A 22,481-nucleotide genomic window follows, 5' to 3' on the forward strand; every position below is an offset into this window, starting at 1 on the left:
GAATGTTATGATTTAAAAGAAAAATAAATAACTGATTAAGATAGCGGCTATGATACCCGAGAAGTCTGCTATCAGACCGCAAGTCACCGCATTACGAGTCTTGGTGATCCCCACACTGCCGAAATAAACGGCCAGAATGTAGAATGTGGTGTCCGAAGCTCCGCGAATTACACAACTCATACGTCCTACAAACGAATCAGGTCCTAGTTCTTTCATCGTATCGATCATCAATCCGTTTGCACCGCTACCGCTAAGCGATTTCATCAATGCGGTAGGCAGCGCTCCTACAAAGCTCGTGTCCACTCCGCATAAGCCTACTATGTAGCCGATGCCTCCCACCAGAAAATCCATTGCTCCCGAAGTGCGGAACACTGCAATTCCTACAAGAAAAGCAACCAGATAAGGAATGATGCGCACAGCCGTCGTAAAGCCTTCTTTAGCTCCCTCCACAAATGAATCATATACATTGATTTTTTTCCTGACTCCCGTCAAAATAAACAGGATGATGACACTGAACAGCAGAATATTCGCTATCAATGTAGAATAAGTACCCATATCCTCTCGTGAAACGCTTAGGAACAAGTAAATCAAGCCGGAAAAGAAAAGACAAATAATGCCCATTAAAATGAGAATAGGCTTATTGATTAAGTTTATCTTTTGAGCGATGCTGACTGCTATGACTCCTACTAAAGTGGAAATGAAAGTACTTAGCAGGATAGGGATAAATACATCTGTAGGCTGTGCAGCCCCCATTTGTGCACGATACACCATGATACTGATCGGAATGATGATAAGGCCGGATGTATTAATCACCAAAAACATAATCATCGGATTGGAAGCAGTGTCCTTTTTCGGATTCAGTTCCTGCAGCTCTTTCATCGCTTTCAGCCCTAATGGGGTGGCTGCATTGTCGAGGCCAAGCATATTGGCAGACATATTCATGAAGATGGACCCTAACACCGGATGTCCTTTAGGAATATCTGGAAACAGTCGGCAAAGCACCGGACTAAGAAAGCGAGCCAGTGCGTTAATCAATCCACTGTTTTCTCCGATTTTCATGATACCCAGCCAAAGAGCCAGTACGCCTGTAAGTCCCAAGGATATCTCGAAAGCTGTCTTTGAAGAATCGAATGTAGCGTTCATGATAGCTGTAAATATCTCCGTATCTCCCAGAAAAATCACTTTTACAAGGGCGATGATAAAGGCGACGACAAAGAATCCTATCCAAATGTAATTTAGAACCATAGTTGATAGCGTGTATATAGATAGTGCAAAAGTAGTTATTACGTTTCAAATAAACTAAATCTTCGTCTTTCTTATACTGAAAATGAATGTAAATCTCTATCTTTGTCTCCTACTTTTCAAGAAATAAATGGAACAGGAAGATTTTAACATACGCGAACATCAGCTTACTTCAAAAGAACGGGATTTCGAGAATGCACTCCGTCCGTTAAGCTTTGAAGACTTTAGCGGCCAGGACAAGGTAGTGGAAAACCTTCGCATTTTTGTGAAGGCGGCACGTCTGCGTGGCGAAGCACTCGACCATGTGCTGTTGCATGGTCCTCCCGGATTAGGAAAAACAACTCTTTCAAATATTATCGCCAACGAATTGGGAGTCGGCTTTAAAGTAACTTCCGGTCCGGTGCTAGATAAACCGGGTGACCTGGCTGGTGTATTGACCAGCCTCGAACCGAATGACGTGCTTTTTATTGATGAAATTCATCGTTTGTCACCCGTAGTGGAAGAATATCTATATTCGGCCATGGAAGATTACCGCATCGATATTATGATTGATAAGGGACCTTCGGCACGCAGTATCCAGATCGATTTGAATCCTTTCACGCTGGTTGGTGCAACCACGCGTAGCGGTCTGCTGACGGCTCCGCTTCGTGCACGTTTTGGTATTAACCTTCATTTGGAGTATTATGACGATGATATTTTGAGCAATATCATCCGTCGTTCTGCCTCCATACTGGATGTGCCTTGCTCGGTACGTGCAGCCTCGGAGATTGCTTCCCGCAGTCGTGGGACACCCCGTATTGCCAATGCTTTGCTTCGCCGGGTACGTGACTTCGCACAGGTGAAAGGCACCGGCTCTATCGATACGGAGATTGCCCAGTTTGCGCTGGAGGCATTGAATATCGACAAGTACGGACTGGATGAGATAGACAACAAGATACTTTGTACCATTATAGACAAGTTTAAAGGCGGCCCTGTCGGTATAACGACCATTGCTACGGCTTTAGGAGAAGATGCGGGAACCATTGAGGAGGTTTACGAACCTTTCCTGATAAAAGAAGGATTCATGAAACGTACTCCCCGCGGACGTGAGGTGACCGAACTTGCCTATAAGCATTTGGGAAGAAGTCTTTATAACAGTCAGAAAACACTGTTTAATGACTAACATAAAGTGTCATGTGATAAGTGGTATTAACGGTATAAAAGAACTTTATAAAGCATAGTTGGATGATGAAGCAATGGACTACTTTATTTGTTTTTCTCTTTTTGAGCCTTTCTCTATCGGCTCAACAGGGATATGGAAGAGATATTTTTGTTTCTTCTAAAGGAGATTCCTTACCTTACCGGATGATTCACCCCGAATCGGTGAAACCGGGTGAGAAGTACCCCCTCGTGCTGTTTTTGCATGGAGCCGGCGAACGGGGAAATGATAATGAGAAACAGTTGACTCATGGCGGACAGATGTTTCTTAATCCGGTCAATCAAGAAAAGTATCCTGCTTTTGTGCTGATTCCGCAGTGTCCGACAGACGGTTACTGGGCTTATACGGAACGTCCGAAGTCTTTTATACCTGCTGAAATGCCGGTAGGACAGGAGATCAGTCCTATATTGCAGATACTCAAACAGTTGCTCGATTCCTATCTGGTGATGCCCGAAGTGGACACGCAACGGGTTTATATTATCGGTCTTTCAATGGGAGCGATGGGAACGTATGATTTAGTAATACGCTACCCGGAGATATTTGCTGCTGCAATTCCTATCTGCGGTATAGTCAATCCAAACCGGTTGTCGGCTGCCAAAGATGTGAAGTTCCGTATCTTTCATGGAGATGCGGATGATGTAGTTCCGGTGAAAGGTTCTCGCGAAGCATATAAAGCACTGAAAGCTGCCGGTGCAGATGTGGAATATATTGAATTTCCCGGTTGTAATCATGGAAGCTGGAATCCGGCTTTCAATTATCCCGGATTTATGGATTGGTTGTTCAAACAAAAGAAGAAACGTTGAACCAATCTGAATGATAATCACTAATAAAACATGGCTGGACTAAAATCATTAGCTAAAGATACTGCAATTTATGGGTTAAGTAGTATTGTCGGACGATTCCTTAACTATATGCTGGTACCCCTGTATACAGCAGTATTACCGGCTTCCACCGGAGGTTACGGAGTCGTATCGAACGTGTATGCGTTTACAGCCCTGATGCTCGTACTGCTTACGTTCGGTATGGAAACGGGATTCTTCCGTTTCGCCAATAAATCGGGAGAAGACCCGATGAAAGTATATGCCAACTCCCTATTGTCAGTAGGAGGCGTATCTTTGATTTTCGTTCTCCTTTGCCTGTTGTTCCTGCAACCGATTTCCAATTTGCTGGATTATGGCGATCATCCGGAATTTATAGCTATGATGGCTGTTGTGGTAGCTTTAGATTCTTTTCAATGCATTCCTTTTGCCTATTTGCGATACAAGAAACGCCCTGTCAAGTTTGCAGCTATCAAACTGCTCTCTATCATTGGCGGCATCGGTTTGAATCTGTTTTTCCTGTTGGTGTGTCCGTGGCTGAATGTACATTGTCCGGCAACCATCTCTTGGTTTTATGATCCGGACTATCTGGTGGGATATATTTTCATTAGCAACCTGATTATCTCGGTTGTCCAGATGTTCTTCTTTATTCCAGAGCTGACAGGTTTTGCTTATAAGTTGGACCGGGTGTTGCTGAAGCGAATGGTAGTATACTCTTTTCCGGTATTAATCTTAGGTTTGGTAGGGATTCTAAATCAGACTGTTGACAAGATGATCTATCCGTTTCTCTTTGAAGATCGACAGGAAGGGTTGGTACAACTGGGTATCTATGCGGCAACCAGCAAAATAGCGATGGTGATGGCCATGTTTACACAGGCTTTCCGTTACGCTTACGAACCGTTTGTGTTTGGTAAAGACCGCGAAGGAGATAACCGAAAAATGTATGCGGCTGCGATGAAATATTTTCTTATCTTCTCATTGTTGGCTTTCCTTGCTGTAATGTTCTACCTCGATTTGCTGCGTTATCTTGTAGCAAAAGGTTACTGGGAAGGTCTTGGAGTGGTAGCTATTGTGATGCTTGCAGAAATCTGTAAAGGGATTTATTTCAATCTTTCCTTTTGGTATAAACTGACGGATAAGACCTATTGGGGAGCTTACTTCTCGGTGATCGGCTGTGTCATTATTGTTGTATTGAACATATTATTTGTGCCGGTTTACGGCTATCTTGCTTCGGCATGGGCTTCTGTTGCAGGCTATGCGGTAATCTTGCTGTTATCCTACTGGATAGGGCAGAAAGAATACCCGATTCGTTATGATTTGAAAAGCCTCGGACTTTATGTTCTGCTGGCAGCGGTGCTTTACGTTATTGGAGAACAGGTGCCTATCCCTAATCTGGTGCTCCGTCTCGCTTTCCGTACCGTACTCTTATTGCTATTTATAGCTTATATTATCAAGAAGGATTTACCATTGAGTCAGATTCCTGTTATTAATCGCTTTATAAAGAAGAAATAACTATGAAGACAGATGAACGTAATAAGTTTGCTATCAAGTCCTTTCTAGGAGAATATCTGGACTTGAAAAAAGACAAGGATAACGAACTGGCCACCGTGGATTCTATCCGTAAGGGTGTAGAGTTCAAAGGTGCCAATTTGTGGATCCTGATTTTTGCCATCTTTATGGCATCACTCGGATTGAATGTAAATTCTACTGCTGTAATTATCGGTGCCATGTTGATTTCTCCGTTGATGGGACCTATTATGGGAGTGGGACTCTCTGTCGGACTGAACGACTTCGAATTAATGAAACGCTCTTTAAAGAGCTTTCTCATAACGACCGCTTTCAGTGTGACGACGGCCACTATCTTCTTCCTTCTTGCCCCTATTGCCGGTTCACAGTCGGAGTTGCTGGCACGTACATCGCCCACTATTTATGATGTATTCATCGCGCTTTTTGGTGGTTTGGCAGGTGTGGTAGCCCTCTCTACCAAGGAAAAGGGAAATGTGATTCCGGGCGTTGCCATTGCTACTGCATTGATGCCACCGCTTTGTACGGCAGGTTACGGACTGGCCTCCGGTAATCTTATTTATTTCCTGGGTGCTTTTTATCTTTACTTCATCAACTCTGTTTTTATCAGTCTGGCCACTTTCCTCGGAGTTCGTGTGATGCATTTCCAGCGGAAGGAATTTGTAGATAAAACCCGTGAGAAGACCGTACGTAAATACATCGTTCTGATTGTGGTGCTTACCATGTGCCCTGCGGTTTATCTGACATTTGGAATTATAAAAAGCACTTTCTATGAGGCGGCAGCCAATCGTTTTATTAGCGATCAGTTAAGCTTTGAGAATACACAGGTACTCGATAAAAAGATCAGTTATGAACATAAAGAAGTGCGGGTTGTTTTGATTGGTCCTGAAGTGCCTGATGCTTCGATTTCTATTGCCCGTAGCAAGATGAAAGAATATAAGTTGGAAGATACGAAGCTGGTTGTATTGCAGGGGATGAACAATGAAGCGGTAGATGTGACTTCTATCCGTGCCATGGTCATGGAAGACTTCTACAAAAACAGCGAGCAGCGACTTCAGCAACAGGCAGTGAAGATTTCCCAACTGGAGACAACATTGGAACAATACAGAACGTATGATGCAATGAGTCGTACATTAGTGCCCGAACTGAAAGTGCTTTACCCTTCCATCACTACGCTCTCCATCGCTCATTCGCTCGAAGTGCGGGTTGACTCGATGAAGACCGATACGGTAACATTGGCTGTTTTGAAATTCGACAGACATCCGTCTGCTGCCGAGAAACAGAAAATCAGCGAATGGCTGAAAGCCCGTGTAGGAGCGAAGAAGTTGAGGCTGATTACCGAATAATGAATCTAAAAATAGTAATATGAAATTCAGACTAACCGTCTTGATAGTCTTTTCCCTCTGTCTGTCAAATGTATTTGCCGATGAGGGAATGTGGCTGCTGGGAAACCTACGCAAAAACAAACAGACAGACCGGGTAATGAAAGAACTTGGTTTGCAAATGCCTGTGAATAAAATATATAATCCGAAGAAACCCTCTCTTTCAGATGCTGTTGTCAGCTTTGGAGGTTTCTGTTCGGGAGTGGTGGTTTCCGAAGACGGTCTGGTGTTTACCAATCATCATTGTGGTTTCAGCAGTATCCAGCAACACTCTTCTGTAGAACATGATTATCTGAAAGATGGCTTTTTTGCACGTAGCCTTGACGAAGAGCTGCCGAATCTGGAGTTGTATGTCCGTTTTCTGCTTCGTACGGAAGACGTAACCAAACGGGTATTATCTGCTGCCCGCTATGCTAAAACGGAAACAGAACGCCGTGTAGCTGTCGATTCGATCATGAATGTAATCGGTATGGAAGTTTCCGAAAAAGATTCTACGCTGACCGGTATTGTCGATGCTTATTATGCAGGTAATGAATTCTGGCTTTCCGTTTATCGTGATTATAACGATGTTCGTTTAGTCTTTGCACCTCCTTCTTCTGTCGGGAAGTTCGGATGGGATACGGACAATTGGATGTGGCCGCGACATACGGGCGATTTCAGCGTATTTCGTATCTATGCAAACACCAAGAATGGTCCGGCTGATTATTCTCCTGACAACGTCCCTTATCACCCTGAATATGTAGCGCCCATCTCTTTGGATGGATACAAAGAAGGTTCTTTCTGCATGACGCTTGGCTATCCGGGAAGTACGGAACGCTATCTTTCTTCGTATGGTATCGAAGAGATGATGAATGGAATCAATCAGGCAATGATTGATGTGCGGGGAGTAAAACAAGCAGTTTGGAAACGGGAGATGGATCGTCGTCCGGATATTCGTATCAAGTATGCTTCAAAATACGATGAAAGCTCCAATTATTGGAAAAATAGTATCGGGACAAACAAGGCCATCAAGCATCTGAAGGTATTGGAAAAGAAACGGGCGGCTGAAGCAGCACTTCGCGACTGGATTCAGTCTCATCCGGAAGAAAGAGAGAAACTGATTCGTTTATTCTCTTCTCTGGAGTTGAGTTATAGTAATCGTCGGGAAACAAATCGTGCGTTGGCTTATTTCGGTGAATCGTTTATCAATGGTCCCGAATTGGTGCAGTTTGCTCTTGAAATTCTCAATTTCGACTTTGAGGCCGAGGAGAAGCTGGTGATTACCCGCATGAAGAAGTTATTGGAGAAGTATGATAATCTTGATCTTTCCATTGATAAGGAGGTTTTTGCTGCCATGCTCAAAGAGTATCAGTTGAAAGTGGATAAGAAGTATCTGCCTGCTATGTATGAAAAGATAGATACACTCTATAACGGGAATATTCAGGCTTATGTAGACTCTTTGTATGCAACGTCCAATATAACGTCTCCTAAGGGCCTAAAACGTTTCCTGGAGCGGGATACTACGTATAATCTGATAGAGGACCCGGCTGTTTCCTTGAGTCTGGACCTGATCGTGAAGTATTATGAGATGAATCAGAGTATTTCCGAAGCTTCCGAGCAGATAGAGCAAGGGGAACGCTTGTTCAACGCTGCCATGCGCCGTATGTATGCTGATCGTAATTTCTATCCGGATGCCAATTCCACTATGCGGCTTAGTTTCGGAACGGTTGGGGGATATACTCCTTTTGATGGGGCCACTTACGATTATTATACCACCGTGAAAGGCATCTTTGAGAAGGTGAAAGAACATGCAGGTGATATTGACTTTGCCGTCCAGCCCGAGTTGTTGAGTTTGCTTTCTTCCGGTGATTTCGGAAGATATGCCAATGCACAGGGAGACATGAATGTTTGCTTTATTTCTAATAATGATATTACAGGCGGTAATTCCGGCAGTGCCATGTTCAATGCCAAAGGAGAATTGCTTGGGCTGGCTTTCGATGGCAACTGGGAAGCAATGAGCAGTGACATCGTATTTGAACCTGACTTGCAGCGTTGCATCGGAGTAGATGTGCGGTATATGCTCTTTATTATGGAGAAATATGGTAAGGCGGGCAATCTTGTTCAGGAGTTGAAGATAGCTCGATGAAGTAAATGTTTCGATAAAAGATATATATTACTAAATAGAAAGCAACTAATCTGTGGTAGTTAGTTGCCTTTCTATTTTATTTAAATGAATTCCTTTTTACTTTTTGGGTTTTCTACGTGCCCATCCTTCCTCGCTGAAGTCAGGCTCTTTGTCTTTGAAAAATTCTTGCCAGTCATCTTTCTTTTTTGGACCACGGGCATCAGAATAACCTCGTTCTGCACGACTAGGTTTATCTTTTTTAGCTGATTTAGCACCTTTTGCAGAAGCATCTCTCGATTTTCTATCCTTATTCTCATAGCGTGGTGCACGTTCGTCACTTTTGCCGCCGAATCGTTTACCTCCCTTGCGCTCATTAGAACTGCTTTCGCGTCCTTTTCCGCTTTCTTCACCGGCTATTTCAATAACGACCTTACGTCCGTTCCATTTAGCTTTGTTCAGCGCTTTAATTACATTGGTCGCTTCCTTTTCGGGTACTTCAAAGAAAGAATAGTTCTGCATCAGGTCAATGCGTCCCAATTCAATGCGCCCTCTTGTATTGCTGTTCAACAGTCCGATAAGATCACTTGGAAAGAAGCTGTCTGTTTTACCCAGATTGATAAATAAGCGGTTGAAGCCTGGAGCAGCTTTTCGGCTTCTTTTCTCGAAACCACCTTCTTTACGATCACCACGTCCGGCGCGTTCTGCACGCATATCGGTTGGTTGTTCTATTTCAGGACGGTTGCGGTAATATTCTGCAAAACGGTTGAATTCGTGAGAAACCATTCGTTTAATCAAGTCCTCTTTGCTTAGCCATTCCAGTTTGCGATAGATTTCCGGCATAAAGTCGGCAATCTCTTCTTCGTTCACTTTTACTTTTTCGAGATCATCAATTACCTTAATCAGCTGTTTCTGACAGATACCTGCCGCTGTCGGCATTTCTCCGACAATAAATTTTTTGCTGATAATCCGTTCGATTTCTCTCATCTTTCCCTTTTCGCGGAGGTTGATGATGGCAATGGAAGTTCCGGTTTTTCCGGCACGCCCTGTACGTCCGCTACGATGTGTATAGCTTTCTGTGTCGTCAGGCAATCCGTAATTGATGACATGTGTCAGATCGTCTACGTCAAGTCCACGGGCAGCCACGTCAGTTGCAACGAGCAGTTGCAGATTACGGATGCGGAATTTCTGCATAACGGTATCCCGTTGTGCTTGGGAAAGTTCGCCATGCAAAGAATCGGCATTGTAACCTTCCTGCATCAATTTGTCTGCAATTTCTTGAGTCTCTTTACGGGTACGGCAGAAAATGATACCGTATATTTGTGGGTAGTAATCGACGATACGTTTTAAAGCTTCATATTTATCTTTAGCTTGTACGGTATAAACAACGTGTTTAACGTTGTTGGTACTTTCATTCTTACGGCCAATAGTTATTTCTTTCGCGTTACGTAAGTAGTTCTTGGAGATACGTGCGATTTCCGGGCTCATTGTTGCAGAAAACAGTAGTGTGTTACGTTCTTGCGGTACATCAGCCAGGATGGCATTGATACTCTCTGTGAATCCCATATTAAGCATTTCGTCCGCTTCATCCATTACAACGTTGTGGATGGTAGATAAAGATACGGTTTTGCGTTCCATCAGGTCCAGCAGACGTCCTGGTGTGGCAACGATGATATGTACACCTCGTTTCAGGCTGCGTATTTGGCTATCAATGGAAGAACCACCATATACAGGCAGCACTTTCAGTCCGTCAATGTATTTGGAATAGTCGTTCAGATCTCCTGCTATCTGGAGACAAAGCTCGCGGGTAGGGCAGAGGATAAGCGATTGTGGAATTCTGTTTTTTACGTCAATCTGTTGGAGCAAGGGCAAACCGAATGCGGCTGTTTTACCTGTTCCTGTCTGTGCAAGAGCTACTACATCATTATTTTCTCCTAAAAGGTACGGAATCACTTCCTCTTGTACCGGCATGGGATTCTCGTATCCCATTTCTTCAATTGCTCTACGTATCTCCGGAGAAACGCCAAGCTCTTCAAATGTCTTCATTAAATCTCTGTATATCTTTTATTTCAGCTGCAAAGATAGTTAATTTAGTTGATAATAAATGGTTGATAACGGATAATTATTGTAGACGTCATCGTATTTATCATTTATCAACAATCAATTATCTGTTAATAAAATGCTGCGCAACTGTTTTAAATCTTCCGTAGAAAGTCCGATTCCTTTTTTCAGATAGGTTTGTACACTCCCATATTCAGATTCAACCTGTTCCTTTGCGGCATTCAGGAAATCTTCTTTAGCCGAATAGATGGTAGTGATTGCTTCTTGAGAGTTGATCGGCAATTTGTAGGCGTATTTAGAGGCTTTGGGGATATTGAAATAATCGTTACTCAAACGATAATCTTCCATTATCACATCTTCATTGACGCCTAGAGCGGCGAGTAAGAGTGCGGAAACAATTCCTGTACGTCCTTTTCCGGATGTACAATGAATGACAACCGGATAATTGCTACGGTCGAGAAGAATGGTGAACAGCTCTTTGAATTCCTTTTGGTAGTTTGTAACTAATTCCCGGTTCATTCGTTCTACGAGGCGGTAGATGGTATCAGTTTTTATTTTTTCTTCCCGAATACCTTGCAGAATTTTTTCCATGTTCCCTGTGAGGATGGGAATATGTACGATTTTAAACTTGTCATCATGTAGTTGCGGATAGTTTTGGCGTTCACTTTCAGAACGTAAGTCTATGATTGTTCGTATTCCCATATTCTTAAGCTCTTGGCGGGAACAAGGAGGGATACTGTCTATTTGTGCGGAACGGTATATCATTCCCCAACGAAGAGATTTTCCGGTGTTGGCAGATTCGTATCCTCCTAAGTCGCGGAAGTTCTGTATACCGGGGATATTGATGTTGCGGGTAGCTACTTTGATACGGTATTTGTTGTTAAACACCATCAAGTAGTAATAACGTTGGGACGGATCGTTGGTTACGATTGTCATTTTACCACTGGAGATGCTAGCCATTGCAATGGGAGAATCTTCCGGAATTATTTCCGGAGAAGTAGAGGTGTATACTTTTACCTGTCCTTTTAATATCGGTGTTGTTTCCCATTTGATAATACAGTTTCCTATATTATTTTCCTCACACACCACAGATATAGCAGGTGATGTGCCGGAGCACGACGGGAGCACTAATAAAACAGTAAGCCAGCTTAACAGGTTTTTATACATAGTTTCTTTGTCTTGAATCGTATACTGCAAAGATAAGAATTACCCGAAGATGTGATAATTCCTTTGCGATAATTAGCCAAAGTTAATAGTAATTTACGTGTTAAAAAAGGGCGCATCTTCCGGTGGAAGAGCGCCCTGAATGAGAAGTTGCTTGAATCAGCTTTATTGAATACTGTTTAATAAATCCGTTTTTCCTTCATTGATTAACTTTAGAATAAGTTCGCCAAATAAGGTATTTTGCCATGCAAACCAAGCACGGGTGAAGTTATTGGGGTCATCTTTGTGGAAAGATTCATGCATAAAGCCTGTCCCTGCATCCGTATTGATCAGCATTTTTACACAATCTTTGATCTCCTGATCGTCCTGACTGGTAAATGCTTTCATCATGATGCTCATCGGCCATACCATATCATAACCGATGTGAGGCCCGCCAATACCTTCTCCTGCCTTTCCTTTGAAGAAATAAGGGTTATCCTTGCTCCATACAAAACGGCGTGTATTTTGATAGATAGGATCGTTGATTTCTACATCACCAAGGTAAGGCATTGCCAGCAGACTTGGTACATTAGCATCATCCATTAAGAAATGATTTCCGAAGCCATCTACCTCAAAGGCATAAATTGTACCATATTTAGGGTGATTATAAGTCGCATATTTTTTTAGTGCAGCTTCTACTTCTTTTGCCAGATCTGTGCATTGTTTTGCCAGTTCTGCATTTTGATTTACAGCATTTAGAATTTCGGCAGCTTTCTTTAGCGAAGAAACAGCGAAGAAGTTAGACGGCACGAGAAATTGCAGGGTTGTAGCATCGTCAGATGGGCGGAAAGCTGAAACAATAAGTCCGACAGGATTTACCGGAGCACCTAGGCCATTATTGTTCAATGTATCGAGTGCACGTTCTGTTTTGCGTTGAAATTTATAAGGTCCCACTCCTTCTTTGCGTTGTTGCTCCTTAAAAGTAGTCAGGATATTGGTGATGGCTTGTATCCATTCACTGTCGAAAATACTGGCGTCACCGGTTTCCTTCCAATATTGGTAGGCCAGACGTAGTGGATAACATAGAGAATCTATTTCCCATTTTCTTTCATGTAATTCAGGTTTCATGTCGGTCAGGTCGGACATCCATTCCCCTCCGACAGCTCCGTCATTAAAAGCATTAGCGTATGGATCAATATTGATACATTTAAATTGTCTGCGGATCACTCCTTCAAGCATTTTCTTTAATTCCGGGTCTTTATTGGCCAGTTGTACATAAGGCCAAACCTGTGCTCCCGAGTCACGTAGCCACATGGCATGAATATCGCCTGTATAAACAAAAGTATCAGGCTTGCCGTCTGTTGTGCGATAATGAACCGTTGTTTCAAGGGTATTGGGAAAACAATTCTCGAACATCCACGCCAATTTTTGGTTAGTAAGCAACTTTTTTACTCTGATAATTTCTGCTTCCACAGCTTTTGATGTAAAAAGACGCTTGTTTACAGGTGGACGGTTACTTTTATAAGCGGCCACTTCAGCTGCCTGATTGACTACATTGGTATGATCTTTAGCAAGAATAAGTTCAGTAGCATTCGCATGACTTCCCATTAATAGGGTGGTTGTAATAATGCATATTCCGATGTTTCTTTTCTTCATCTTTACAGTGTTTTTGAGAGGATTATTAAAAGTGGTTATTATAATTTGATTCCGGCTAATCTGCCGTACATTTCTACAAAAGCTGCTTGTGTCAAAAGCCATTTTTTCTCATTTTTATCTGTTCCGCTCCAATCTGTTTGGAAGAGTCCCCGTTCATCCCTGGCATATTGCCATGCATAATCAAGGCTTTTTTGGAAGTCGGCTAGATAGGTCTTATTGTGATCTGTGTGATAAAGTTCTATAAATCCTCTTAGCATGACTGCTGTGAACCAGATATTTCCTTTTTTCAGTAATTGAAATGTTTGTCCGTTCGGCGAGGTGAAATGAGTGAAAAAGTGCTTGTGACATGCTTCGGCTATATTTTGAGCATCTTCCAGATAGTTTTTCTGTTTTGTAATTTGGTAGAGTAGGGCGGCTGCTTGCATCATTTGGCCGCTATTATAGGCGAATTTGGCACGCCCGATTTTCTTGTTGAGTGCAATGTTGTCAAAGTATAAATGATCTGTTGGATCTTCTAAATTCTTTTTAGTCCATTCGTATAACTCTTTCCCTTGTTTCAAATAGGTGCTGTCTTGAGTTGCCTGAAATAGTTTGAGAGCAAAAACGGCTCCCGGTGCATTTGAACAAGTGTTTTTGGACTCTTTTTTCTGCTCACACCAGTAGATCCCTCCTCCGAGCACTTCGTCTTTACCGCTAAGAATGAACTCCCATATCAGTTCGGCTTTTTCCAGATAGGCTTGTTTTTTAGTCATACGATAAGAATCGGTAAAATCAATGCCTAACCAAACGTTGTCATCATAAAAGCGATCAGAGAGAGGTTGATTACTGATATAGGATGAGTAAGCGAATGGTTCTCTTCGTGTGTCGAAATACTCTTCTAGTCCGGGTAGTACTTTATTTTCCAGAAGTTTCTTGTATTTTTTGTTTCCAGTGCTCTCCAACAGTGCGTTTACTGCAGAGAATGTACCCGAATATGGCCAAAGATAAGAATATTCATTATGTCTTTTTGCTTGTTCTTCTGACGCCAGATAAGTTGCTTTGTTGTTCTGGTCAGAAGGATAATTTTCGCGCAGCAAACAAGTATTGGGTGCTGCATAATATTTGTAGAGGGCATCCAAAGTTTGTTGGGCTCTTTCTGCGTTAGGACTGGTTGTTGATAGAGTCAATGCACAGAAAATGTTCACTAGTAAGTAATGCATGGTTTTGTTGTTTTATAAATGATTATTGCATAAAAATATTTACCTGTTTCCAATCGTTCTCAGTATCGTTTGCTACTTCTGCTCCTGGTGTAGAACGTCCTTCTTTCACGTACTTTCTAATGAGCTGTGTCATTTCTTTTACTTCTTGCTCGTAGCATTTATCGTGAATAATATTTTCTTTCTCCGATGGATCTTCTTTAAGATTAAATAGTTGCATTGGAGGTAATTGTGCTAGATCTGCGGGTTTATTAGGGTATCCCCATCCGCCTGAACCTCCATTGAATACTAGTTTAAGTTGTGGTGTACGCAGAGACAGATATCCTTTTCCTGATTCATAAACAAGGTCTTTGCGGTTAGAAGCCCCTTGCTTACTTAATATAGGCCATATACTGTAACTATCTACAGCTTCTTCATCTTTTAGTTTGTGATTGACCATTTGTGCAAAAGTTGCATAGAAGTCGGTAAGAGAGACAAGAGAATTATTTGTTTCGTTGGAGAATTTTCCTTTCCAAGATACTATTAGGGGAATTCTATGTCCTCCTTCATAAATATCTGTTTTATAACCTCTGTAAATATAACTTGGAAAATGTCCTTGTTTTTCCATCTCTTTTACACCAACATAGGGTGCACAACCATTATCAGATGTAAAGATCACAATGGTATTATCTAGTTGACCATTTTTTTGTAGTGCTTTTATGATTTGTTGTATCATATCGTCTATCATCACGACAAAATCACCATAATCTCCTATTGTGGTTTTTCCCTTATATTTATTTGCAGGTAATACCGGTGTATGAGGAGCTGTGATGGGCAAATACAAGAAAAAGGGTTTCTTGCTGTTTTTTTGTTTGCTGATATAGCTTATGCTGTGACGAATGATATTAGGAAGGCAATCTTGTGGATCAAAGTCAGCTCCTGCTACTCCCCCATGCATCAGTTTAAGTCCTTTTTGAGGTTCGATTATATGATTAGGAAGGGCAGTCACTTTGTTATTTTCTACATAGACATAAGGTGCTATGTCAAGAGAAGAAGGTATGCCGTAAAAATAGTCGAACCCTCTTTCTGTAGGACCATTTTTGATAGGAAGTGAAAAATCTACATCTTTTTTATTCTGGGCATTTTGAGGATATCCCCAGTCCCAGCCTAGATGCCATTTGCCAATACAAGCAGTGTTATAGCCATTTTCAGATAACATTTGGGCTATTGTTCGACGATCAGGAGTAATCATGGCAGGAGAGTATCCATCAAGTACTCCTTCTTTTAATTTAGTGCGCCATGGATATCTTCCAGTGAGAATGGAATATCGTGAAGGTGTTGACAAAGCGGAGGACGAATGGGCATCCGTAAAAGTAATCCCATCTTGAGTCAGATTATCAATGTTGGGAGTGGAAATCTTAGATTCTGGGTTGAATGCTGAGATATCTCCATAACCTAAATCATCCGCTAATATAAATATTATATTGGGAGATTGGGCGTTTATGGCTGTTGTTGTAAATAGTGCCGATGAGAATGTTATTAGTTTATTCATATAATTTTTTAGTATGAGTGTAATATCTGGTCTAATCCCATGTCTTTAGGAGTTTCTAATAAAGGAAATTCTGGTAATATGCACATAGGCACTGCAGGATCTCCCACTTTCCAAGCTGGTATAGTTAAGAAGAGCTTTTCTAGCTTTTTTCTTGACTTTTCCGCTTCTGCACTTCCTCTACCCTTTTTGATCGGATTTGTTTCCTCGGGATCGTTTATCGTGTCATAAAAATTGCCATCAGAATAGAGCTTATATCGTACATCTCTGAAAAATTGTTTTGCATTTTTACTTCCTGATGTGCCGAATCTCGAATCGTAATGGCAGAACACCCATTCGCGAGCCTTACCTTTCTTCCCCTTTATTTGAGGTAAAAAGCTTTGTCCGTCTATATCCCATTCTTTAGGCACTTTAGTATTCATGGCTTCGGCAAAAGTAGGCATAAAATCGGTAAAATCTATCATATCTGTACATTCATGTTCTGTATAGACACTCTTTCCCCAGTAAACTATCATGGGTACACGTACTCCGGTGTCGCTTGTCAGTCCCTTTCCACCCCTCACTACCGATCCATCTTTCATGGTTGTTCTAATTTTACGATTTGTTCCGTTATCTCCTATAAAAATGATAATGGTATTACTCAATAAGTTCAAATTTTCCAACTTGTTGAATATCATGCCCACGTTTTTGTCTACATGTTCTACCATCTTTGGAAAATTGGCGTTATTGCGTACCTCGCGCATAGAGGGGTCTTCCCATACGTCACTTTGTGGAGTGGGGTAAAATGGGTCGTGCACCAGTACCATAGGATAATACACGAAGAAAGGTTTAGCTTTGTTTTCTTCAATAAAGTCGGTCACATATTGAGCGAATATATCCGGTCCATATTCATCGTTTGAATAAAGTTTTATACCTCCATCTTGTTCTATTAATGGAGCAGCATATCTTTCTTTTATCATCCTGTCATAGCTTAACTGCCAAAGGCAATAGCGATCAAAACCAAAATGATGAGGTAAGTTTTTGTTTCTGCCTAATTGCCATTTGCCGGCTATCATAGTAGTATATCCGGCATCTTTTGCCAAATGGGCAAATGTTTTTTCCGTTTGATTCAAGTGTCCAAAGCGTGAGTAATTCTTATTGTTGTATTTACCTGTCATTAGTTGTACACGTGATGGTGTGCTTAGGGGTTGGGAGAAACAATTGTCGAATCTCACTCCTATTTCCGAAAGTCTGTCAAGGTTTGGGGTATGATAGGTACTACCGTAACATCCTAAACATTCGCGCCCCATATCATCGGCTAAGATTAACACGATATTAGGCTGACTGTTGGTTGTTTGAGCCATCAGTGCCGAAGGAACTATTGCGAGACATTCCCATAAGAGACAATTAATTGCTTTCATTTGTCGATATTTTGAGATATTAATATTTTAACTTTAGAAATCTGCTATTGCATGAAAATTTCGATTTGCTCCCAGCTATTGCCTGTATCATTCGCGCTCTTCTTTCCGGGTGTGGAACGTCCTTCTTCTACATACTTCCTGATTAGTTGTGTCATTTCTTCTACATTTTTCTTATAACGTTTGTCACCGATGAGATTCATTGTTTCCGACGGATCTTTCTCCAGATCGAAAAGTTGCATACTAGGCAACTGGGCAAGTTCGGTAGGCTTGTTCGGATAACCCCATCCGCCTGAACCACCGTGGAATACTAGCTTCAATTTGGGAGTGCGCAGAGAAAGGTATCCTTTGCCCGATGCATAAATAAGGTTCTTACGCGCAGACGTCCCTTTTTTGTTTAGTATTGGCCATATACTATAACTATCCTCTGCTTCTTTATCCTTTAGCCGATAGTTCATCATTTGGGCAAAGGTAGCGTAGAAGTCGGCAAGTGAGACCAGTGATCCATTGATTTCGTTTGCGTATTTTCCCTTCCAGGATACGATGAGCGGTATACGGTGTCCACCTTCGTAAATATCATTTTTATAACCTCTGTAGATGTAACTTGGGTGATGTCCTTTCTCTTCCATTTCTTTTACACCTATATAAGGAGCGCATCCGTTATCCGATGTAAAGATGATGATGGTATTTTCCAGTTGGTTATTTTTCTTTAATGTTTCCACAATTTGTTGCACCATGTCATCTATCATGACTACGAAATCGCCATAATCTCCTATAATTGTTTGACCTTTATATTTCTCTGCCGGTAATACGGGCGTATGTGGTGCGGTGATGGGGAGATAGAGGAAGAACGGTTTCTGACTGTTGCGTTGTTTGTTGATATAATCCACGCTGTGGCGTATGATATTAGGCAGGCAGTCTTGCGGCTCAAAATCGGCGCCTGCCACTCCGTTGCGTATCAGTTTGATTCCTTTCTGTGGACCGATGGTACGGTTGGGAAGAGCGGTCACTTTGTTGTTTTCTATATAAACGTGTGGAGCTGTGCCCAGCGATGCTGGTATGCCGTAGAAATAGTCAAATCCTCTCTCTGTAGGTCCGTTTTTGATGGGTTGTGAGAAGTCTACATCTTTCTGCTTTCTCTGACTATTTTGTATGTATGCCCAGTCCCAACCAAGATGCCATTTCCCGATGCAGGCAGTGCTGTAGCCGTTTTCAGAAAACATTTGGGCAATTGTCCGGCGGTCGGGAGTAATCATGGCTGGAGAGAACCCATTCAGCACTCCACTTTTCATGGTTGTCCGCCAAGGATACCTTCCGGTGATAATGGAGTAGCGCGAGGGAGTGGAGAGTGCGGAAGATGAATGGGCATCCGTAAAGGAAATTCCGGAGTGTGTCAAGTTATCGATGTTCGGAGTATGGATTTTGGATTCCGGATTGAATGCCGAAATGTCCCCATAGCCTAAATCATCTGCTAATATAAATATCACATTGGGCGATTGCGCCTTTATGGCAGTTGCCGCAAGGAGTGCGGATGAGATTGTTATTAGTTTGTTCATCACTTTTGATTAAATCTTTTTGTGAATTCTATATCTTTATCAATTAGTCTATGTGAGTCCAATGAATTTTCAGAGTAATATAACGTGAAAAATCATTGAACTCACATTTGTTGTTTATTCTTGTACTATAACATTTATAGGACAGGTGAATCCATTCTCAAATTTGGGGGTTGCCGTGCCTGAGTTAGGCAGTGAATCGAATATGAAAGTGAATGTTCCCGCTTTATTTAATAAGGTACTTGCATCCGCATTAAAATCGACATACGATATGAAGTACTTTTCATTTAATTTTGGATCATCAAAGAAATGAACGGTCTCATTACTTTTCTTGTTGGCTGTTCCAGCTCCAATTTTGGATTTGTTACCGGCTACTTTTACAACATCTGGTGTGTAGAATCCTCTAAACCAATTGTTCTTACCGTCATCATGCGCTTTGAAGTTATAGCCTATTGGTGCTGTAGCTCCTTCTGACTTGTATGTTGCAAACCAAATGCGCAAAGCAATATTACCTCCAAGTGCCTCTCCTTTGGTTAGAATTTTTGTTTGCTGGTTACTTTTGTATACCAATTCTCCTCGTACTGCTTTTACGGGATTACTTTCTGTAGGTTCCCAATCTTCATTGAAGGTCGGTATGTTAGTATCAGTAGTAAGGTTTGGATTGACAACAAATCCGGATACCGGATTTTCAGTAATTGTAAATTCAAAAGGCACCCATCCTGTTTCTCCTGTGACAGGATGTTTGGGAAAATACTGCACGATGTCATTACCGGCATCTGTATTTGCATATTTGATATATATCTTATAGTTACCAGGCTTTTCGATATAAGACTTGGGCGTTGAAGCACTGATAGTCCAAGATGCAGATGACATGGGGCGTGTGCGGTTTCCGCCATAGAGTATATCAGATGTGTTTTCGTCCCACATGCCTACAGAAATTGGTTTTGAGTTTGTCCCATGAAAGAATATGTCATTTTCTCCCCAAACGTGGCTTAGAGCGCCGTCTTTTAATGTAAAAGCTTCGGGGTATTGTTCGATGTTTTCTTGGGTGGGAATAAACAAGGTAAGTGCTTTTACGCCATTTTCTTCGGTAAAACTGGGGCGAATGGCATTATTGGCAATCATAATGGAATTGTAACGTAGGTTAGCAACACAGTTGTATGTAAGTCCTGCAGTTTTGATTTCTGTGGAGGGACTGGACATTCGCGCATACCAAAATATTTGTTCGTTTTGTGCTCCGGTCACTGGAGCAGATTGATTTACCCAGTTAATTTCTCCACCGAGAAGAACAAAAGGTTTCTCACTGGTAGGAATGAGTTCACGTGCAGGACGTTGAGTGCCCTCAGCCCAAATTGGAATTGTTTTAGTGACAGTAGTGCCAATTTTTTCTCCATCTTCAAAAATATCAAATGAGATGGGTACCGACCCGTCTTGCGTTGGGGTTCCGCTTATTGGGAAATAAGCATATTGTTTATCTCCCTGAAAGGAGAGTTGTACCTCTCCGTCTTCTATTTTCAATCCTGTTTCGGATGACCGATCGACAAACTTGACGAGTAGTTTCCGACCAAACCCGTTGACGAACGGAATACCCAAGCGGTCACCCGGTTCGTTTTCATCACCAGCAAAAGCGGGGGTACCTTTAGCTAGGAATCCGTCTACATAAATGGTTGATTCTTGTACGTTTAACCCCTTTTCTTGTACAATATATTCTATTCCGGGGTGTTCGCAAGAACAGAACAGACTTGAAATAAACAATATGGATAGTAATGCGGTAATCTTATTCATAATCATGTTTCCTTTCGTTTATATAACATTTGTTATCTTGCACCATAATTTTGTGTCAGCTTAGGATTGGAACGTATCTCTTGTGACGGAATAGGAAATAAGGTACAGTATTGGTCAATCTCAAATTTTTCGCTCTTCATATAGTAGTTGTTCACATTAGGAGAGCTGTTGGAAGTATAAGCATTATAGAAATTGGTGAAGTGTTGGTTCATTACTTCTACTGCTTTCCCTGAGCGTACGAGATCGAACCAGCGATGTCCTTCGAACGCCAATTCCAATGTTCGTTCGTCATAGATTGCTTGGTAAACCTTTTCTGGAGTATCTAGAACCCATTCTTTATTAGAGTCTCCAGATGCAAGGTACGGAACAATACCGGCCCTTTCCCGTACAAGGTTGATTGTATTATTCAAAACGCTTTGTGACAGAACTCCGTCACTTATATGTGCTTCCGCTTCTGCCAATAACAGCAGTACGTCCGCAAAACGGAGGATATACCAATTGTCATCAGAATCATTTACTTTATATTCTGATGAACCCATGTATTTGCCGCACATCCACTGGTCGTCTGCGCTAAAGCCTTTGACAGAAGTCCGGAAAGAGGTACCAGTATAAGGGTCGTAAGGATATGCGACGTTTTGTGTATAATCTTTATTTTCATTAACCGGAAGATAAGAAATACCATCTGTGTCTAATTTGATATTACCGTCGCTGATGCGTGTATCGGTGTAGATAACATCATCGAATTTGCGTACTTCATATTGATAATCGGGATACATGGAATCCCATTTCTTTGCCATGTCCATAAAATATCCGGTCGGTGCGCATGCGCCATTTCCTTGATTTGAAATGGGAGATGGGATATATCCGTTTGAGTTGGCTTTATTGCGGGGTGCATAGGATGCGGGTGAGAAAAGAGTGTAGAACGGGCTGCCCAATCCTTCTGCCTGACCTGTTTTATATTCCACTTCCCATATAGACTCACTTGAATGTTTGTTTGTGGGCTTGAATAATTCACTGAAATTCGGGTACAATTCGTATCCTCCATTGTTTATCACATCTTCTAGATAATACTTGGCGGCTTCGTATTGCGTAGTGGTCGTTTCCGGATAAAATACGGTAATGTTTGGATTGGCAGATATATCTTTCCATGCTTCTACGTTGGGATAAGCAGCTTCTGTGATGTCGTTCGGCATGGATAGAAGTACTTTTCCCAGTAAAGCCTCTGCCGCATATTTGTTGACTCTTCCTGTTGGAGTTTTCTCTCCGTTATTTGTTGAGCGATAAAGATTGTTAGATTCGATGGCGGTGGTCAAATCGGTGAGAATTCGTATATACACCTCTTCTGTGGATGCACGCAGATGACCTCTGGAATCTGTGTATTCTTGCGGGATATCCATAATGATGGGTACTCCGCCGTAAGCGCGAACTAAGTTGAAATAGAAAAGGGCACGTAGTACTTCGGCCTCTGCAATGTATTTCTGAACGGCTTCATCATTTCCGAAAAGTTCTTTTCCTTTCTCAATGACCGTGTTGGCTCTTATGATTCCTTTGTAGTGATGAGCCCAGTAGTTTTGGTTTCCGCTGTTGTTGGCAGATATGGTAAATTTTTCAATTTCATGTCGGAAAGTATTGGCATAATAATTGGTCTGATTCGGGAATGCGACATCCGAACGCACATCACCGAAGAGATAGATGCTGGCCGAATACAGTCCGTTGTCTCTCAATGAAGAGTAAGTTGAATACAATGCCGAACGTATATCATCGGGTGACTTGTAGAAATTTTTACCCGTTAAAGTGGTTTCCGGCTCAATGTCTAGAAAACCAGTACAAGCGGACATACAGGTAGTAACCAATGCCATTGTAAATATATTCTTCAAATTTTTCATATTCTTTTTCA

General features: G+C 41.8%; 15 protein-coding genes. 5 read left to right on the forward strand and 10 right to left on the reverse strand.

Annotation, left to right across the window (positions count from 1 at the left end):
• Window positions 1-12: 12 nt before the first annotated feature.
• Window positions 13-1,245, reverse strand: a complete 1,233-nt coding sequence (locus tag DXA05_RS00810) for a nucleoside recognition domain-containing protein (protein WP_128858645.1) — start codon at window positions 1,243-1,245, stop codon at window positions 13-15.
• Between the two features lie 127 nt (window positions 1,246-1,372).
• Here DXA05_RS00810 and ruvB point away from each other — a divergent pair, with 127 nt between their 5' ends.
• The 5 genes from ruvB to DXA05_RS00835 all read left to right on the forward strand — a co-directional run bounded on the left by ruvB (window position 1,373) and on the right by DXA05_RS00835 (window position 8,289).
• Window positions 1,373-2,404 (forward strand): Holliday junction branch migration DNA helicase RuvB, encoded by a 1,032-nt coding sequence (gene ruvB / locus DXA05_RS00815; protein WP_004313748.1) that lies wholly within the window; start codon window positions 1,373-1,375, stop codon window positions 2,402-2,404.
• Window positions 2,405-2,469: 65 nt separating this feature from the next.
• A complete protein-coding gene (locus DXA05_RS00820) occupies window positions 2,470-3,243 on the forward strand; it encodes a dienelactone hydrolase family protein (RefSeq protein ID WP_032812014.1) in 774 nt (257 codons plus the stop codon).
• A 30-nt stretch (window positions 3,244-3,273) separates the two neighbouring features.
• Entirely contained in the window at window positions 3,274-4,770 is a 1,497-nt protein-coding gene (locus tag DXA05_RS00825) for an oligosaccharide flippase family protein (protein ID WP_004313750.1), read from the forward strand.
• Window positions 4,771-4,772: 2 nt separating this feature from the next.
• Window positions 4,773-6,128 (forward strand): TIGR00341 family protein, encoded by a 1,356-nt coding sequence (locus DXA05_RS00830; RefSeq protein WP_004313751.1) that lies wholly within the window; start codon window positions 4,773-4,775, stop codon window positions 6,126-6,128.
• Window positions 6,129-6,147: 19 nt separating this feature from the next.
• Entirely contained in the window at window positions 6,148-8,289 is a 2,142-nt protein-coding gene (locus DXA05_RS00835; protein WP_128858646.1) for a S46 family peptidase, read from the forward strand.
• 96 nt (window positions 8,290-8,385) lie between these two features.
• Here DXA05_RS00835 and DXA05_RS00840 read toward each other — a convergent pair whose 3' ends face one another.
• The 9 genes from DXA05_RS00840 to DXA05_RS00880 all read right to left on the reverse strand — a co-directional run bounded on the left by DXA05_RS00840 (window position 8,386) and on the right by DXA05_RS00880 (window position 22,470).
• The gene (locus tag DXA05_RS00840) at window positions 8,386-10,311 is read right to left on the reverse strand and encodes a DEAD/DEAH box helicase (protein WP_128858647.1); all 1,926 of its coding nucleotides are present in this window, start codon (window positions 10,309-10,311) and stop codon (window positions 8,386-8,388) included.
• Between the two features lie 114 nt (window positions 10,312-10,425).
• Window positions 10,426-11,493: a tyrosine-protein phosphatase gene (locus DXA05_RS00845; protein WP_118218542.1), complete on the reverse strand. Its 1,068-nt coding sequence runs from the start codon at window positions 11,491-11,493 to the stop codon at window positions 10,426-10,428.
• 162 nt (window positions 11,494-11,655) lie between these two features.
• Window positions 11,656-13,125 carry a glycoside hydrolase family 125 protein gene (locus tag DXA05_RS00850; RefSeq protein ID WP_118218540.1) on the reverse strand — a complete coding sequence of 490 codons (1,470 nt, stop codon included), beginning with the start codon at window positions 13,123-13,125 and terminating at the stop codon, window positions 11,656-11,658.
• A 38-nt stretch (window positions 13,126-13,163) separates the two neighbouring features.
• Complete coding sequence (locus tag DXA05_RS00855) at window positions 13,164-14,324, reverse strand: glycoside hydrolase family 76 protein (protein WP_118218538.1); 1,161 nt, start codon at window positions 14,322-14,324, stop codon at window positions 13,164-13,166.
• Window positions 14,325-14,346: 22 nt separating this feature from the next.
• Window positions 14,347-15,852: an arylsulfatase gene (locus tag DXA05_RS00860; protein ID WP_008023830.1), complete on the reverse strand. Its 1,506-nt coding sequence runs from the start codon at window positions 15,850-15,852 to the stop codon at window positions 14,347-14,349.
• Window positions 15,853-15,860: 8 nt separating this feature from the next.
• Window positions 15,861-17,249: a sulfatase-like hydrolase/transferase gene (locus tag DXA05_RS00865; RefSeq protein WP_118218536.1), complete on the reverse strand. Its 1,389-nt coding sequence runs from the start codon at window positions 17,247-17,249 to the stop codon at window positions 15,861-15,863.
• A gap of 44 nt (window positions 17,250-17,293) precedes the next feature.
• On the reverse strand, window positions 17,294-18,802 hold the full coding sequence (locus tag DXA05_RS00870) for a sulfatase-like hydrolase/transferase (RefSeq protein ID WP_118218534.1): 1,509 nt from the start codon (window positions 18,800-18,802) through the stop codon (window positions 17,294-17,296).
• Between the two features lie 114 nt (window positions 18,803-18,916).
• Window positions 18,917-20,584, reverse strand: coding sequence for a hypothetical protein (locus DXA05_RS00875; protein ID WP_225450114.1), 1,668 nt, complete (start codon window positions 20,582-20,584; stop codon window positions 18,917-18,919).
• A 32-nt stretch (window positions 20,585-20,616) separates the two neighbouring features.
• The gene (locus tag DXA05_RS00880; RefSeq protein WP_008023835.1) at window positions 20,617-22,470 is read right to left on the reverse strand and encodes a RagB/SusD family nutrient uptake outer membrane protein; all 1,854 of its coding nucleotides are present in this window, start codon (window positions 22,468-22,470) and stop codon (window positions 20,617-20,619) included.
• Window positions 22,471-22,481: the final 11 nt, after the last annotated feature.

This window comes from Bacteroides sp. AM54-2NS, from assembly GCF_003602935.1.
In the GTDB taxonomy this organism is placed as follows: domain Bacteria; phylum Bacteroidota; class Bacteroidia; order Bacteroidales; family Bacteroidaceae; genus Bacteroides; species Bacteroides xylanisolvens.